The 14,485-nt window shown below is 67.2% G+C and carries 15 protein-coding genes and 1 tRNA gene; 6 read left to right on the top strand and 10 right to left on the bottom strand.

Annotation, left to right across the window (positions count from 1 at the left end; all coding sequences use genetic code 11):
* Nucleotides 1-2: 2 nt before the first annotated feature.
* The gene (locus tag ABD691_RS23775) at nucleotides 3-818 is read right to left on the bottom strand and encodes a glycerophosphodiester phosphodiesterase family protein (protein ID WP_344683220.1); all 816 of its coding nucleotides are present in this window, start codon (nucleotides 816-818) and stop codon (nucleotides 3-5) included.
* Nucleotides 819-880: 62 nt separating this feature from the next.
* Here ABD691_RS23775 and ABD691_RS23770 point away from each other — a divergent pair, with 62 nt between their 5' ends.
* Together ABD691_RS23770 and ABD691_RS23765 are read left to right on the top strand one after the other, a co-directional pair.
* Nucleotides 881-1,228, top strand: a complete 348-nt coding sequence (locus ABD691_RS23770) for a hypothetical protein (RefSeq protein WP_344683219.1) — start codon at nucleotides 881-883, stop codon at nucleotides 1,226-1,228.
* 97 nt (nucleotides 1,229-1,325) lie between these two features.
* Nucleotides 1,326-2,000: a VOC family protein gene (locus ABD691_RS23765; RefSeq protein WP_344683217.1), complete on the top strand. Its 675-nt coding sequence runs from the start codon at nucleotides 1,326-1,328 to the stop codon at nucleotides 1,998-2,000.
* On the opposite strand, the gene ABD691_RS23760 is transcribed toward ABD691_RS23765, so the two are convergent.
* A complete protein-coding gene (locus tag ABD691_RS23760) occupies nucleotides 1,970-2,929 on the bottom strand; it encodes a tyrosine-type recombinase/integrase (RefSeq protein WP_344683215.1) in 960 nt (319 codons plus the stop codon). The two genes, ABD691_RS23765 and ABD691_RS23760, sit on opposite strands and share 31 nt — an antisense overlap.
* Nucleotides 2,930-2,990: 61 nt before the next feature.
* Nucleotides 2,991-4,346, bottom strand: a complete 1,356-nt coding sequence (locus tag ABD691_RS23755) for a M20/M25/M40 family metallo-hydrolase (protein WP_344683214.1) — start codon at nucleotides 4,344-4,346, stop codon at nucleotides 2,991-2,993.
* Between the two features lie 120 nt (nucleotides 4,347-4,466).
* Here ABD691_RS23755 and ABD691_RS23750 point away from each other — a divergent pair.
* Nucleotides 4,467-4,552, top strand: a tRNA-Leu gene (locus ABD691_RS23750).
* Here the strand turns inward: ABD691_RS23750 and ABD691_RS23745 are convergent.
* The 6 genes from ABD691_RS23745 to ABD691_RS23720 form a co-directional block, all read right to left on the bottom strand.
* Nucleotides 4,534-6,294: a recombinase family protein gene (locus ABD691_RS23745; protein ID WP_344683212.1), complete on the bottom strand. Its 1,761-nt coding sequence runs from the start codon at nucleotides 6,292-6,294 to the stop codon at nucleotides 4,534-4,536. The two genes, ABD691_RS23750 and ABD691_RS23745, sit on opposite strands and share 19 nt — an antisense overlap.
* A 150-nt stretch (nucleotides 6,295-6,444) precedes the next feature.
* Nucleotides 6,445-8,595, bottom strand: a complete 2,151-nt coding sequence (locus ABD691_RS23740; RefSeq protein ID WP_344683210.1) for a cell division protein FtsK — start codon at nucleotides 8,593-8,595, stop codon at nucleotides 6,445-6,447.
* Nucleotides 8,592-9,290, bottom strand: a complete 699-nt coding sequence (locus ABD691_RS23735) for a hypothetical protein (protein ID WP_344683208.1) — start codon at nucleotides 9,288-9,290, stop codon at nucleotides 8,592-8,594. Before ABD691_RS23735 ends, ABD691_RS23740 begins: the two co-directional genes overlap by 4 nt.
* 8 nt (nucleotides 9,291-9,298) lie before the next feature.
* The gene (locus tag ABD691_RS23730; RefSeq protein ID WP_344683206.1) at nucleotides 9,299-9,628 is read right to left on the bottom strand and encodes a hypothetical protein; all 330 of its coding nucleotides are present in this window, start codon (nucleotides 9,626-9,628) and stop codon (nucleotides 9,299-9,301) included.
* Nucleotides 9,625-9,969 (bottom strand): WhiB family transcriptional regulator, encoded by a 345-nt coding sequence (locus ABD691_RS23725; protein ID WP_344683204.1) that lies wholly within the window; start codon nucleotides 9,967-9,969, stop codon nucleotides 9,625-9,627. The genes ABD691_RS23730 and ABD691_RS23725 overlap by 4 nt, the downstream gene beginning before the upstream one ends.
* Complete coding sequence (locus ABD691_RS23720; RefSeq protein WP_344683202.1) at nucleotides 9,966-10,193, bottom strand: MerR family transcriptional regulator; 228 nt, start codon at nucleotides 10,191-10,193, stop codon at nucleotides 9,966-9,968. The genes ABD691_RS23725 and ABD691_RS23720 overlap by 4 nt, the downstream gene beginning before the upstream one ends.
* 167 nt (nucleotides 10,194-10,360) lie before the next feature.
* On the opposite strand from ABD691_RS23720, the gene ABD691_RS23715 reads away from it, so the two are divergent.
* From ABD691_RS23715 to ABD691_RS23705, 3 genes are all read left to right on the top strand, one after another.
* On the top strand, nucleotides 10,361-10,744 hold the full coding sequence (locus ABD691_RS23715; RefSeq protein ID WP_344683200.1) for an XRE family transcriptional regulator: 384 nt from the start codon (nucleotides 10,361-10,363) through the stop codon (nucleotides 10,742-10,744).
* 150 nt (nucleotides 10,745-10,894) lie between these two features.
* Nucleotides 10,895-12,493 carry a transcriptional regulator gene (locus ABD691_RS23710; protein WP_344683514.1) on the top strand — a complete coding sequence of 533 codons (1,599 nt, stop codon included), beginning with the start codon at nucleotides 10,895-10,897 and terminating at the stop codon, nucleotides 12,491-12,493.
* Nucleotides 12,493-12,846, top strand: a complete 354-nt coding sequence (locus ABD691_RS23705) for a signal peptidase I (protein ID WP_344683198.1) — start codon at nucleotides 12,493-12,495, stop codon at nucleotides 12,844-12,846. The genes ABD691_RS23710 and ABD691_RS23705 overlap by 1 nt, the downstream gene beginning before the upstream one ends.
* On the opposite strand, the gene ABD691_RS23700 is transcribed toward ABD691_RS23705, so the two are convergent.
* Entirely contained in the window at nucleotides 12,815-14,485 is a 1,671-nt protein-coding gene (locus ABD691_RS23700) for a transcriptional regulator (protein WP_344683196.1), read from the bottom strand. The genes ABD691_RS23705 and ABD691_RS23700 overlap by 32 nt on opposite strands.

The raw sequence follows: 14,485 nt of genomic DNA, 5'->3' as shown, positions 1-14,485 counted from the left end.
ACTCAGGAGGGTTCCGGATCACCGAGCCGGTCCTGACTCGGCTCCGGGAACTGCCCGCGCGCCCGCAAGACCTCCCGCAGCACGTCGGGGCGGTCTGTGACCAGTCCGTCGACGCCCATGTCGAGCAAAGCGGTCATTTCGCGGGCGTCGTCGACGGTCCATGCGTGCACTTCCAACCCCCATTGGTGGGCGAGTCGCAGGAAGCGGGGGTCGACGACCTGGAGCCGCCCGTGCCGGGGCGGCACCTGCGCCGCGCAGCCCTCGATCCACGACCGGAGCGGCCAGCCGCCCCACCGCGATCCGGCCCAGAGCATGGTCGCGGCCCGCTGTCCCATCGACGTCAGCAGCCGGAGTCCACCGCCGCGTCGCAGCGCGTCGAGGCGCCGGTCGTCGAACGACGCAAGGCACACCCGGTCCCACGCGTTGTGCGCGGCGAGCACCTTGAGGATCGGTTGCACCGCGGAGTCAGCCTTGACGTCGATGTTGAAGAAGGCGTCCGGTAACTCCTCGAGCACGTCGTCGAGCCGGCTGACCGGCTCCTCGCCGGCGATCAGCGCCGACCCGACCACGCGCCAGGGGAGCCGTCGGATCGCGCCGCGTCCGTCGGTGGTGCGTTCCAGCGTCGCATCGTGGTTCACCACCACCACGCCGTCCGCGGTGGCGTGGACATCCGTCTCGATGTAGCGGAAACCCTCGTCAACGGCCCGGCGGAACGCGCTGAGCGAGTTCTCCCTGTCGTGGAGATCCCCGACGTGCCACCCGCGGTGGGCGAACGCGCGTGGCCAGGGACCTTGGAGGAAGGGGTGAGTCACGGGCACCACTGTGCCGGATCGGCGTGGCGGTGCTGCGCACCCGGGGGTGCCGGTTAGCGTTACCCGCCGTGGAACCCCTGCACGAAAGCGCACGGCAACGCGTCCGGCACTGCTCGTGGTGCGGCCGGCGCATTCCGGAGGCCGGACGCCAGGGCCGGCCCCGGCTGTACTGCGCCCAGTCCTGCCGACAGCGCGCCTACGAGCGCCGGACCGCCGTGCAGCGCGGTGGTCTGCCGGAGGACGCGGTGGTGCTCTCGGCGGCGGAGCTCGCGAATCTCCAGGACCGCCTGTTCCAGTTGCGCTGCGCGGCCGAGGACGTCGTCACCGCTGCCGAGGACGGTGCTGGTGACGCGGAGTTGCGGAAGATGGCCGCGCAGGTCGTCGACGTCGCGATCGAGCTGGAGCGCATCCGGTGACAGTGGTCACGTGAGATCGAATGGAGCATTGTCACCCTGATTCCCGGGGGTAAGGATGTACGCCCACAAGCCCGCCCCGGCGTGAGGAATCGAAGCCGTGCCCCAACACACCGCGGTCCGCGGCCTGCGTCGCGCAGAACTGATCACCGCTGATCCACTGGCCACGCTGACGTTCCACGAGGCGCTGCTCGGCTGGGTGCCGCTGGCATCCGGGAGCGGGTTCGACTGCTGGGTCGGCGACCGCCGGTGCGCCTCGGTGCGCACGCCGAAAGCGGGGGAGCGGACCGAACTGCGCGTCGTGTTCGCCGGAGCGGCCCACGACGGATCCCTGACCGGGCCCGACGACACCAGCGCCGAGATGACCAGGGGGCGAGCTCAGCACGGGCCGTGGGCGCCGGGACCGCGCAAGGGCGAACCCTGCTGGGTGGAGCTGTTCGCCGCCGACACCGCTCGTGCGGACGCGTTCTGGGCCGGCACGCTGAACTGGACGGTCGCGGAGTCGCTTTACGAAGCAGGCGGGCGGGTCGTGGCGGGGCGCAGCGACCGGCAGATTGACGGCCGGTGGGGCTGGCTGTGCTACTTCGCCGTCGAGGACATCGACGTCGCGGGGAACCGGGTGCTGGAACTCGGCGGCGCAGTCGTCGAGTGGACCAAGCATCCGGTGATCGGTGAGGCAGTCGTGATCTCCGATCCGGCCGGGGCCGTGTGCGCATTGGCGAGCACGGGGGAGTCCTGGGGCGGTCAGCGGTCCGAGAGCTCGCCGAGCACCTGATGGGTCCGGTTCGCCCGGACCGACATGCGCTGCTCGCGCGCGGTGACGTCGATGTAGGTCTGGCTTGAGTTGATCGAGGCGTGGCCGAGCAGCTTCGCGATCTCGGCGGCGTTCGCGCCGTCCTCCGCGAGCCGGGTGGCGAAGGTGTGGCGGAGAGCGTGCACCATGGCGCCCCGTTGCACACGGTCGGAGATGCCCGCCGCGCGCAGGGACTGGCGGACGAGGTACTGGAGTCCGCCGCGGCGCAGCGGTTCGCCGCGGTGATCGACGAACAGCGGCTCCGAGCCCGGCAGCCGTTCGCCGAAGCGGGCCCGCCGCGACTGGAGGTACGACTGGATCACCGAATCGAGCGCGTCCTCGATCGGGATGGACCGGTTCTTCCCGCCCTTGCCGCGGACGTGGAGGCGGCGGTCGCCGGCCCGGCCGGCCAGCGAAGCGACGGTGAGATCGAGCAGCTCGGCGGAGCGCACGCCTGTGCACAGCAGCGTCGCGAGGACGGCCAGATCGCGCTCCGGCCACGGGTTCCGCGCCTGGCGCAACCCGGCCGACACCGTGCGGAGCAGGCGTTCCGGGGTGTCCTCGCCCTGAAGCGGCTTCGGGGTCGGGGGTGAACTGCGTGGCTTGGGGATGACCTGCATCGGGTTGCCCGCCACGACTCCCTCGACGACGAGGAAGCCGAAGAACCCGTTCCACGTCGACCACGCCCGCGTGACCGACGACGCGGAGCGGGCGGCGGCGTGGCGGGCGAACGCCGAGCGGAGGGTCGCGGCGGTCAGCTCGGACGCCGGGAGCTCAGGGGTGCCGCTGAGCTCCCCGGCGACCGAGGTCAGGTCGAGGCGGTACGCGCGCAACGAGTTCGCGGCGAGCTTCCTGGCCTGCAGGTGCTCCAGGTACACCTCGATCCAGTGGGCTACCGACCCGTCCGCCACGCGACACCTCCGCAGATCAACTCCGGGGAGCCGATCGAACCAGACGGCACCGACAAGCTGATCACGCGTTGCGGATGAACCGGTCCAGCACCCTGGTCCCGAAGCGCAGCGACTCGACGGGCACGCGTTCGTCCACGCCGTGGAACAGCGACGCGAAGTCGAGGTCGGCGGGCAGCTTCAGCGGCACGAAGCCGAAGCAGTTCATGCCCAGCCGGCTGAACGACTTGGCGTCGGTTCCGCCGGACATCATGTAGGGCAGGGTCCGGGCGGTGGGGTCCTCGGCGATCAGCGAGGCGGTCATCGTGTCGACGAGGCGGCCCTCGAACTTGGTCTCCACCGGCGGCAGGCCGACCCACTCGCGCTCGACCTCCGGCCCGAGCAGCTCGGCCAGCTCGCGGTCGAAGGCCTCCTCCCGGCCGGGCAGGATCCGGCAGTCGACGGCGGCTTCGGCGACCGACGGGATGACGTTGTGCTTGTAGCCGGCGGTGAGCATGGTCGGGTTCGCGGTGTCCCGCAGCGTCGCGCCGACGATGCGGGAGAGGTTGCCGAGCTTGGCGACGGAGCCGTCGATGTCGTCGTCGGGGAAGTCCCAGCCGGTGAGCTCGGTGACGCCGTCGAGGAACTCGCGCACCGAGTCGGTCAGCACCAGCGGGAACCGGTACTGGCCGAGCTTGGAAACCGCGGTCGACAGCTTCGTCACGGCGTTGTCCTCGTGCACCATCGAGCCGTGCCCCGCGCGGGCGCGCACCCGCAGCTTCAGCCAGCGGATGCCCTTCTCGGCGGTCTGCACGAGATAGGTGCGCACGCCGTCCTTGAGCGTGACCGAGAACCCGCCGACCTCGCTGATCGCCTCGGTGCAGCCCTCGAACAGCTCGGGGCGGTGGTCGGCGAGCCACTGGGCGCCCTGGAAGCTGCCCGCCTCCTCGTCGGCGAGGAACGCGAAGACCACGTCGCGCGGCGGCGTGATCCCGTCGCGCTTGAGCCGCCGGGCCACGGCGAGGCTCATGGCGAGCATGTCCTTCATGTCGACCGCGCCGCGCCCCCACACGTAGCCGTCCTGCACGGCGCCGGAGAAGGGGTGCACGGACCACTCCGAGGGGTCGGCGGGTACGACGTCGAGGTGCCCGTGGACGAGGAGCCCGCCCCGCTCGCGGTCGGCACCGGGGAGCCTGGCGATGACGTTGGCCCGCCCGGGCTGGTCACCGGACTCGACGTAGGTGATCTCGTACCCGACCTCGCCGAGCTTCTCCGCCACGTACTCCGCGGCAGCGCGCTCGCCGACCAGCGTGTCGGGGTCGCCGGTGTTGGTCGTGTCGATGCGGATCAGGTCGCTGGCGAGACTGACGACCTCGTCCTCGGCCTGCCTGAGCCCGGGGTCGTCGGAAGCGCCGGAAGTGGGATCGATGTGCTCACTCACCTGGCTTTTCTACCACCCGCGAGCCCAAGTGGGGGGTGGGTTGGGACGGCCTTGAAGCGTCGGCTAATCTTATGTACACAACACAGCGGGGCCGCCCGGAATCAAGGGCGGACCCGAGGCGTCCGAGTGGCGGAATGGCAGACGCGCTAGCTTGAGGTGCTAGTGCCCTATTAACGGGCGTGGGGGTTCAAGTCCCCCCTCGGACACGGACACTATTCACCCGGCTCGCCGGGTGAATTTTTATTTGGGCCACCCGGTCGGCCGGTTCGTAGCAGACTTGCAGGTCAACAGCCTCGTAGAGGTTCGCCAGCCGTCCGGACTTGGTGCTCGACAGTGCTGCGCCGACGTCGCCGAGCGAATCGATCATGGCGTAGATCTCGGCATCGGTGAGTGCATTGGGTGCGGGTGCGTTGTTCAGTTCGGCTTGGGCGGCTGCGCGTTCGGCTTGGGCTTCGTTGATCGCCTCGGTCAGCGCTGCCGGATCTACTCCGGCGGCGATGGCGGCTTGGAAGCGCCGTAGCCGCGCCTCGGCGTCGGTGAGCCGCTGCTTGGCCTTCTCCTGTGTCGGTGCGCTGTTGGGTGCCTCTTGAGACGCGAGCAGTGCCTGGACGGTCTTGTCGATGTTCTCAGGGGCGAACAGCTCGCCGATCCAGCCGTTGGCGGAATCCCGGATGAGGTCTTCCCGGAGGTACACGGCCGGTGGGTGGTCGGCCAGGGCAGGCGAACCGGGCGCTAGGGTGCGCGCGGGGCATCGGTAGTACATGCCGTGCGTGCGGGGGCTTCCTTCCATCTTCCTGGTGCACACCGCGCAGCGGATGCGGCCCCGGAACAGGTAGGTGTGTTTGGTGGGTCGTCCGCTGCGTTCGGTCTTGCGCGCGGTCCGCAGTCCTCCCGAAGCCTTCGAGCGCCGAAGTAGCTGGGCTTGGGTGAAGTCCTCGACCGGCACGATCACGGGGTGTGCTGGCTTGCGGGAGCGGACGATGCGGTCCGGGCTGGATCGGCGGAAGCGGGTGACGTGCCCGGCGGCGACGTCGTCGGGGTCGAGCAGGGTTTCGTGCTTCGTCCAGCGGCCGAAGAACGCATAGCCGGTGTAGCGGGGATTTTCGAGGATGGATCGCACGGTACTGCCTTGCCATCCATCGGCGAGCCGATGCCGGTTCTGGTCCGGCCGTTTCGCCGAGGGACACGGAATGCCATCACGGTTCAGCCCGTTGGCGATCGCACGATCTCCCTTCCCACCCAGGTATCCGGCGAAGATCCGCCGTACGACCTCGGCCGCGGCGTCATCGATCGCCAGAACCTTCAACCGGTAGCCCTCGGCTGCCTTGCGCGGGTTGGGGTGCGGCCCGCCGTCGACGACCAGGTAGCCGTAGGGTGCTCGGCCGCCTTGGTGGCGGCCTTCGTTGAGGACCTGGGCGTCCATCGCCGCCCGCACTCGCGCTTGCACGTGCTGGCGCTCGGACTCGCTCATGCCGCCGAGCACGCTCATGAGCATCTTGTGTGAAGGGTTGCGGGCGTCGAACTTGCCGCCGAGTTCGGGAACCCACAGATCGACGCCGTAGGCGGCGAACCGGGGCGCGATCAGCGAGAACTGGTTGCCGAACCAGCAGCGCGTCCCTTCGCCGACCACCACGGCGTCCCAACCCCGGTTCGGATCCTTCAACGCCATCAGGAGTTGGGAGGCGGCTTCGCGTCGTTCCCACGGCACGGAACGGGATTGGCCCACGTCGAAGTACTCGGCGACGACGTTGCCGCCGAGCGGATCGACGAACTTCTGGGCGTTGCCCAACTGCCAGCCGTGGGAGGTTTCCGGGTCCTGGTTGTCCTCGGTCGAGCAGCGCCCGTAGAAGGCGACCGGCCCGATCCCGGCATCGGCGGTGTCGCTGACTTCGACGCCGAGCAGATCGTCCAGAACCGCCCACGGATCGCCGCTGATTTCAGCAGTCATGTGTTCCTTCCGTCGGAGGTCCACCGGGGACCTCGATCTCGGTCAACTCGACCAGTATGCCAAGCAGTATGCGGCTCGCTTCGGTTGTCAGTACAGGCAGTTCGGCTGGTTGGTGCACGGTGACGGCGTGCTGTTCCTGTCTGCCGTCTCTCATTGCTGATCAGCCTCTGGACCACCAGTAGAGCTGATTTCATCTGACCCGGCTCGGTCGATTGCCGCTCGGATGTCGGCGGTGAAGTAGCCGCGCACCCGTCGGACCTCGCCGTCCTCCGTTGGAACGCGGTGCCGAGTCGGCCGACATTCCAGCTCGCCCATCTGCTTCGCGAACACGCTTGGGTCCATGTCCAACGCGCCGGTGAGCTCGGCTGTGGGCACGAACTCGCGCTGGTCCAGGTCGTCGCCGAGGTAGTCGACGATGGACGCGAGCGGTTCCGGCAGGTCGGCCGGTGTGCCGCTGTTGGTGACACTACTGCCGCTCATCGCCTTGACGACGGCAGTGCGGTCGATCGCTCGCGGGCTGTCGTCGCCCGCCGCGTGGCCGGACAGGGTTCCCGCAGCATCCCTGAGAGCCCTGCCGCGCTCGCAGATCGACCGCCATTCGGCGTTGTTCATGTAGTAGGTCCGCGTGGTCGTCGCGACCGTGTCGGCACCGGCGTCGGTGTCGCCGTCCGGGCGAAGGATGCCGACCCCCTTGTGGCTGGGCAGCAGTGTCGACGCATCGAATCCGCGGGTGTTCATCTGCTCGCCAAGCACGATGTTGGAGTCGCGCCAGTCCATCACTCGCAACGCGAAGCGTGACCCGAGGACAGCCCGCAGCCGGGAGGGGATCGTGTTCGAGTCCGGGCGCTGGGTGGCGAGGATGACCACGACGCCTACGGCCGGTCCCTTACGTGCGAGGTAGGTCAGCAGGTCCGCGATGTACGCGCCGAGCGTGGTTTTCTTCCCCCCATACTCTTCGCGCGTCGTGTTCTCCAAATACACCTGGACTTCGTCGATGATCACGGCTGTGATCGGCATTCCGAGGTCACGGTCCCGCGAGATCGCCGGAGTGATCTTCGATTCGGGGCAGATGTCGTCGTCCAGCGCGGACATCCGAGAGAACCGCGCTTGCACCTCGGCGACCAGCTCGACCAGGTAATCTCGGACGGCTTCGACGTGCTCCTGTTCGTCGCCGCAGACGTATCGGTGCGCGACTGCTTCGGCGGCTTGCCAGTCCTTCCCGCCCTTGCCGTCGAAGACGTACAGCTGCGAGTACGGGTCGAGGATCAGTCCGGCCGCCGGTAGTCGAGTGGCACAGGTCTTGCCCTGCCGAGGGATCGCCCCGACAACCAACGAAGTCCACACCAGTTGCAGGTCGATCCTGCGATTGCGCGCGTCGCGCCCGAAGGGAACCGGCCGCCAGGCATCCCAGAACTCCACATCCAACAGCGGGAACCTCAGCGGCGGCCCGGAGTGCGGGTCATCGTCGGCAACCCACAGGAAGACGCGCCCAGCGTGGCCCCCTCTGCCGCGCACTCGCTCAACGATGAGCTGCAACTCATCGACCGCCAGCGCCGAAGCGAGCGCTTCCCGATGCTTGATGACGTCGACAGCCTTGCGCGTGGCAGGAAGGTCGATGGTGACGGCCCAGCCGGACCCGTCATGCGCGGCACGCTCGACCAGCCGCAGCGATTCGTCCTTACCGATCAGCTTGGCATCCCGGAAGGCGTCAACGAGCACCTGTGGGTCCATCGTCCAGGTCAGCGACCGCGGACCGGCGAGCACCGCCTTGCGCCCTGGCGCGCCGTCCTTGCGTCGGCCGAACATGGCCAGCGTCGCCGAGCCGAGGCCAGTAGCGATCCACAACGCCGTTCCGCCGTACACGACGTATGCCACGGCGATCGCCGCTGCACCCGCAAGCGCTACGACGCCCGTCACCTTCCAGCGGAACAGCGTGAGCTCGCGGATCTCGATGAACTTGTCCGCCAGCTTCTCGGACTGCTCGGCAGCATCCCGGTAGTCGTGCACGCGCACCCACCGACGCCAACCGCGCGCCGACGCCACCAGGCCGCGCGCGACAGCGCGGACGAACCGCCACGGTGACCGCAGCACGAACGCCAAGGTGTCCGTGGCTGCTTGCTTCGAGGCAAGCCGTGACTTCAAGGCCGCTGGCACGCGGGGTGAACGCTGCCACCAGTTCATGAACCGTCGCCACCAGTTCGGCTGCGGCTCGGACGAGGAATTGTCGACCAGTTCGGCGTCAAAGATGTGCGGTTCAACCTCGCGAGACCGTCCAGGGGTGGGAAGCGCTGCGTCGTTCATTGCTGCTTCACCTCGGCAGACAGCGACGCGGCGAGCCGGGAGGACAGACCGCGCGAGCAGCCGGTGACCTCCCTAATCCAGGCTGGGGTCACGGTCACGTCCGGATTCCATGCCTGCCGTGCACGGATCAGGTACTCGTCGAACGACGTCCGTCGCTTGGGGGCTAAGCGGTCCTGACCTGGCTCAGGTGCTCGTTCGGTGACTGACTCGGGCGCGGCGTTCGTGAACGCAATCCGGACCGCCTCGGTGAGATTGTCCCGAAGATCGGTTACAGCCTCGGCCGCAACGAAGACCACTAGCGGGGGCACCGAGTGCAGGACCACCATGTCCGCTTCCCTGGCCGCGTACGCGGCCCAGGTGTTCATGACGTACGTGGCCGCGAGCGTGAACCACTTGGCGCCGCGCACCCATCCGCCGGTGCGGATGCCGTACTGGGCGGTGACCTGCTCGGCCCGCAGGATCGCCAACAGCACCAGCGACACCATGGGATCGAGTAGCCAAGCCGCGAACCACGGCAGCGACCACATCGGTGATCCGGCAGCAGCGAACTGCTGGACGTTGGCCATGGTGAACGCCAAGCCGAGAAGGATTCCGGTCCAGCACAACCGGTCAACTTGCTTGCGGACGTTCTCGACGGACTCGGCGTCGGCGAGGGTGGGCGGCAACTGCCGCCCACCGTTCGCCACCGGGGACATGCGGACCCTCATCGCCGGCCCTTTCGCTGGCGAGGTGTGTCCACCGTGGTCGCGGTCAAGGCCCTGGTCAGCGTGTAGGACGCGAACAGAGCTGGTACGCCGAGGACAGCGAGCAGCAGCGGCGTGTTGCCGGGGTGCGTGATCACGATCCACTGCACGCCGACGATCGCGGCGGCTGTCGTCACGACCCGACCGGCAAGCGACATCAGCCGGGCACCGGCTCTTGCACCCTCGGCGGCCCGCCGCGTGGCACGCGCACTCGCACGCCACACCATGACCAGTGCGATCAAGCCGCCAATAGCAGCCAGGACTTCGACAGGCGTCAGTTGCAAAGTCATCGTGCGTGACCCCCTTCCGCGGCGTTGTTGCGGCGGAGCCAGTACGGATGCAGCGCTCGGCGGTCGTCTTCGGCCAGCGCACCCCACACGCCGACCGTGTGGGTTCCAGCCATCCGGAGCTCCAGTTCCAGGCATTCGTCCTCGACTGGGCAGCCCGCGCACAACAGCGCTGCCAGCTCGCGGTCGGTCAGTGGTTTAGCCGCCCACAGGGGGGCACCTTCGGTGAACTCCCAAAGGCACTTGCCATTGCGTTCCACCGCCTCGGCGAGCGCGGCACTCGGTACGGCACGGAGGCGGTCCAGCCGCCTAGCGATGTCGATCAGCCAGCGGTCGTTGGTCACTTCGCACCTCCGGCCTGCTGGTCGGAGTCGGTGTCGAGCGGCGAGCCGAGCAGCCGGGACAGCTCACTGGCCGGGATCACCTGACGGCCGTTCCGCTGCTCAGTGCGAACAGCGCCGACCCGGATGGCGCGGTGAAGGGACGAGGGAGCGACGCCGAGAATCCAGGCGGCTTTCCGAACGGTGTAGGACGCCGGGCGTCCGGAGTTGGACATGTTGGTCCGCATCAGAAGAAGTCCTTCGATCAAAGGAAGCTGATTTCGTCTAAATACTGATGATTTCAGCGCTCGAAAGAGCGCGAGAAGTCGAAGGCGCGGAATTCGCGCCAGGTCATGTCACGGAATGCGGCACGTAACGGCTAACCTCGGCGCTGAGGCGGAGCGCGGAGGAGTACGTGTCGGAAGATTGGGCGGCAGTCGCCAAGGCCATTAACGAGCGCGTCAACGCGCTCGGCTGGCGACAGCGCGAGCTCGCGGAGCGCTCGCACGTCTCGCAAGCGATCGTCCGCGAGATCCAGCACCACGTTGTGGAGCGCCGCCGGAGTTCGCGGACGCTGGAGTCTCTGTCGGTTACTCTCGGCTGGCATCCGCAGCACCTGATTTCCGTGCTGCACGGACGAAAACCGCCGGAGCCCGACGAGCCGGACACTGCCGGCTCGGACACGGTGTGGTCCCGTTTGGACGCTCTTGAGCAGCGCATGATCGAGATCACCGAACGCCTCGACGACCTGAAGAGTGATCTCGCGACGGTGATCGAACATGTCCGCACGGACCGCTAGGGCCGGGTGGTTTAGCTTGCTGGACCGGACGTTTTCCATGTCCTCAATTCCAGTCCGAATCCGCCCGGCAACCCATGCACCGGCGGTGCACATCCCGTGCAAGAGCAGTGCAGGAACGGTGCAGAAAGCAGCTACCGAGGGCGCGGCGCGATGGATTTAGCGACTGGCTGGACGGGACATGCGGCGTGCGCGCTCCAGGCCGCGTTGCGAATGAGCAATGAGGGGTTCGCTGAACACCTGGGAATCGCCGTCCGAACGGTCAGCGGGTGGCCCAAGAAGCCCACGTTGCGGCCGAAATCGGAGATGCAGCAGTTGCTCGATACCGCGCTTGAACAGGCTTCGGCGTCGGTCAAGGCTCGGTTCGCCAAGCTCCTCGATGACTCGGCCGATGGTCCGACTGATGCCATTCCGGCCGATCCTCCCGTTGACGCCCAAGCGGCGGCTGACGCCGAGCTGAGGATGACCGAGGACCCCAATATCGGCGCAGCGCTCGACTGGCTGGACGAACATGCGGGCTGGGAACCAGGCGCCAGCAGGCGGGAGGTGTCATCGCGGCTGGCGCGGCTGGACGTCCGTGAGTTGCAGAGCCGGGCGAACCGCCGTGGGCGCGTAAGTCAGCGCGACGTCGCGCAAGCTCTGGGCGAGTACTACGGCGCGCAGGTGGGGAGCCACGGAAGATACAGCGCTCGCTATGGAGGCGAGGTCCAGACGGAAACCAGCGTTCTGACGTGCGCTGACTGGCTGGATCTCGCATGTCCGCTGATCGCGTCCAACGATCGGCTTGCAGTCGTCAGCGCGGGCAAGGCCGATACGCGGCTCGACCCGGAAGCCGCGGGCCGCGCAGCGCAGCGGTTGGCCGAGACGCTCGCGATGGGTACAAGGTTGGTCGACATGCCGCTGTATCGGCTGCTCGGCATCGAGCCTTCGCAGGGATCGATCGGTGGGGCGGTCGGCGTCTCGCGGTTCGTCGAGTACGCCGTGACCATGGACCTGCTCGAAGGTGAGTTGATCGACGCCATTGCGGCTGACAGCCCGGCATCGCGTGGTGCGTTGCCGCTGCGGGACAAGTACTTGCCGGACATCGTTTCCGTTGTCGATGTCTCGGGGCGACTGTGCGCGGGTGGCCCGCTCGCGCTGTGCGCGATCGCTCGCCCCGCCAGCCAGTTCCGCGGTGAGGCCGACTACGTTCTCCTGGTGCAAGAACGCTCCGGCCACGTCCTCAACGCCGCGCGTCGCTTGGCGGTGATCCCCAAGGGGTTCCACCAGCCGATGACGGACCTGCGCGCCGATGCGCAGGTCGGTGCGACACTGCGGCGGGAGATGGAAGAGGAGCTGTTCGGGCGAGACGACATCGACAACACATTCGGCGACCAGCGGATGGCCGACCCGATGCACCCGAGCCGCCTCTCCGAGCCGATGCGCTGGCTTTTTGATGGCGCGGACCGGCTGCGAATGGAGTGCACCGGATTCGGACTGAATCTGCTCAGCGGGAATTTCGAATTCGCGAGCCTGATCGTCATCGATGACGAAGAATTCTGGTCGCGCTACGGCGGTCAAGTCGAAGCCAACTGGGAATCGGCAGGGCTGCGGCAGTACTCCAGCTTGGACAAGGAGCTGCTCGCCGAGCTGGTCGGTGATGTAGCGTGGAGCAACGAAGGGTTGTTCGCGTTGCTGCAAGGGCTTCGACGCCTCAGGGAAATCGGCGGTGACCGTGTCGGCCTGCCGCCGATTGACTGGGAGGTAATCTAGTGAGTCGAAACTGGCACCACGGGAACGCCGCGAAAGACGGCAGTGAAACCCGCGGTTGGTTGCTCGGCCACTTTATCGACCCGTCCGAGGGTGTCCGGTCAACGAAGGACGTTGAGGTGAAATGGGGGGTCCACCCTGCCGGTGAAAAGCGGCCTGAGTGGACAGCCGACGATCAGCGCACAACTATGCTGTTGTTGGTCCAAGGACGCTTCCGGCTCTACCTGACCGAAGGCACTGCCGACTTGGTCGAGCAGGGCGACTACGTGGTGTGGGGACCTGGAATTGATCACTCCTGGGAAGCGATCGCGGACTCGGTGGTCATCACTGTCCGCTGGCCGTCGGCGTCCAACTAGGCTCGATCGCTGGCAGCGTCACCCGCTCGTCGCCCAGTTCGCGCAGTCGCCGAATCCCCTGTGAGAGAGCGAAAAGTCCTTCGTTGCTCCATCCCTCGTCGGTCAGCAGCTCGCTCACCAGGTGATGGTCCATAGTGGAGTACAGGCGCAGCCCGGATGCTTCCCAGTTGGCTTCGATCTGTCCGCCGAACCGTGCCCAGAACTCGTCATCGTGAATCACGATCAGACAGGCGAATTCAAAGTTTCCGCTCACCATGTTCAAGCCGAAGCCAGTGCATTCCATGCGTATACGGGCGGGGTCCTCGGTGAGCCACTGCATTGGCTCCGATAGGCGGCCGGGGTGCAACGGCGCGGCCACGCGCGGTGTGTCAACGGTGCTGTCCAGGTCGCTTCTCCCGAACAACTCTTCTTCGATTTCGCGAAGCAGCGTCGTTCCCAGTTGTGCGTCAGCATGGATATCGGTCATCGGCTGGTGGAAACCTTTGGGGATCACCGCCAGGCGACGCGCGGCATTGAGTACGTGACCGGAGCGCTGCTGAATAAGGAGCGCATAGTCCGCTTGGTTGCGATATGAATCCGAGGGCCTAGCGATGGCGCACAATGCGAGCGCACCTCCCGCGCACAACCTATTTGGCAGATCAAGAACTGACTCGATGTTCGGCAGGTACTTGTCTCGCAATGGCAGGTCGAGGCGATCCGAAATGCCGTCGCCAATCGCATCGATCAGCTCTTTTTCCAGAAGATCCATGGTCACTGCATACTCGGCAAATGGCGCGATCCCGACCGAGCCGGAAATGGCACCTTTGCTGGCATTAATGCTCAGCAGCCGATAGAGCGGAACATTCGAGACACGCACGCCAAGCGCGGCGGCTTCAGCGAAGCGCCGCACCGCTTCTCCTGTCTCGGCGGTGCCGGACGCGGTGCGCAGGCCCGGCTCGGTGCTCAACGTAAGCCGGTCGCTGCCCTGCCCGAGCGCACACGCCAGGTCCAGCCAGTCCGGCCGCGTGAGGATACTCGTCCGGATCTCCACCTGGCCGTCTTGCACGCGGTAGGCCCCATGTCCAGGCGCGCCATCCCCGTAGTACTCCGACAAAGCACGGGCGATCTGGCTCCGGCGGACCTTGCCGCGTCGTGCTTGTCGGTTCAGCAGGTCCTCGGTGTTCAGCTTCCCGAGGTGCGACATGACCTCCCTGCGAGTCGTCTCGACGCTCCACCCCACGTGTTCGTCCAGCCACGCGAAGGACATAGCCATGTCAGCGCGAGTTTCCGGCGTCTGCACAGCTGGAGTCGGCATTCCGCGGCGGCCAACGCTGTGGCGCCGAGGCGGGTCCAGCATCGGTAGCGAACACAAGGCGGGCGCGGTTCCGCCACTGCCTGACGGTGGCTTCGGGCGGGCGAGTAGTTCATCAATGCTGAGATCGAAGATCCGTTCAAGCAGCCGCGCGGTTGCCGGGCGGAGGCTCCCCAGCGGCTGACCGTTCGGCTTACGCCCTGACGCCAGACGCTGTAGGTGCCGGACGCTGAGCGTTCCCGGCTCGTTGTGCTCGCGAGCGAACCTCTCCGCGAACTCGGCGAACTCCTGGAGCGTCTGCCTCCGCTCCCTGATCTTCAGTTCGAGCACTGTCCGTGCCGTCTGCAT

Origin of the sequence: Saccharopolyspora taberi, from assembly GCF_039534165.1 — a bacterium.
Lineage (GTDB): Bacteria > Actinomycetota > Actinomycetes > Mycobacteriales > Pseudonocardiaceae > Saccharopolyspora_D > Saccharopolyspora_D taberi.
Note: the sequence above shows the minus strand (reverse complement) of the source record. Positions and strands in the feature narration are given on the sequence as shown.

Bases quoted from the DNA above. Each gene is read 5' to 3' on its own strand.
- ABD691_RS23710 (WP_344683514.1), top strand. From the start codon at position 10,895: ATGGATTTAGCGACTGGCTGGACGGGACATGCGGCGTGCGCGCTCCAG.
- ABD691_RS23700 (WP_344683196.1), bottom strand. From the start codon at position 14,485: ATGCAGACGGCACGGACAGTGCTCGAACTGAAGATCAGGGAGCGGAGG.
- ABD691_RS23745 (WP_344683212.1), bottom strand. From the start codon at position 6,294: ATGACTGCTGAAATCAGCGGCGATCCGTGGGCGGTTCTGGACGATCTG.
- ABD691_RS23730 (WP_344683206.1), bottom strand. From the start codon at position 9,628: ATGACTTTGCAACTGACGCCTGTCGAAGTCCTGGCTGCTATTGGCGGC.
- ABD691_RS23735 (WP_344683208.1), bottom strand. From the start codon at position 9,290: ATGTCCCCGGTGGCGAACGGTGGGCGGCAGTTGCCGCCCACCCTCGCC.
- ABD691_RS23740 (WP_344683210.1), bottom strand. From the start codon at position 8,595: ATGAACGACGCAGCGCTTCCCACCCCTGGACGGTCTCGCGAGGTTGAA.
- ABD691_RS23720 (WP_344683202.1), bottom strand. From the start codon at position 10,193: ATGCGGACCAACATGTCCAACTCCGGACGCCCGGCGTCCTACACCGTT.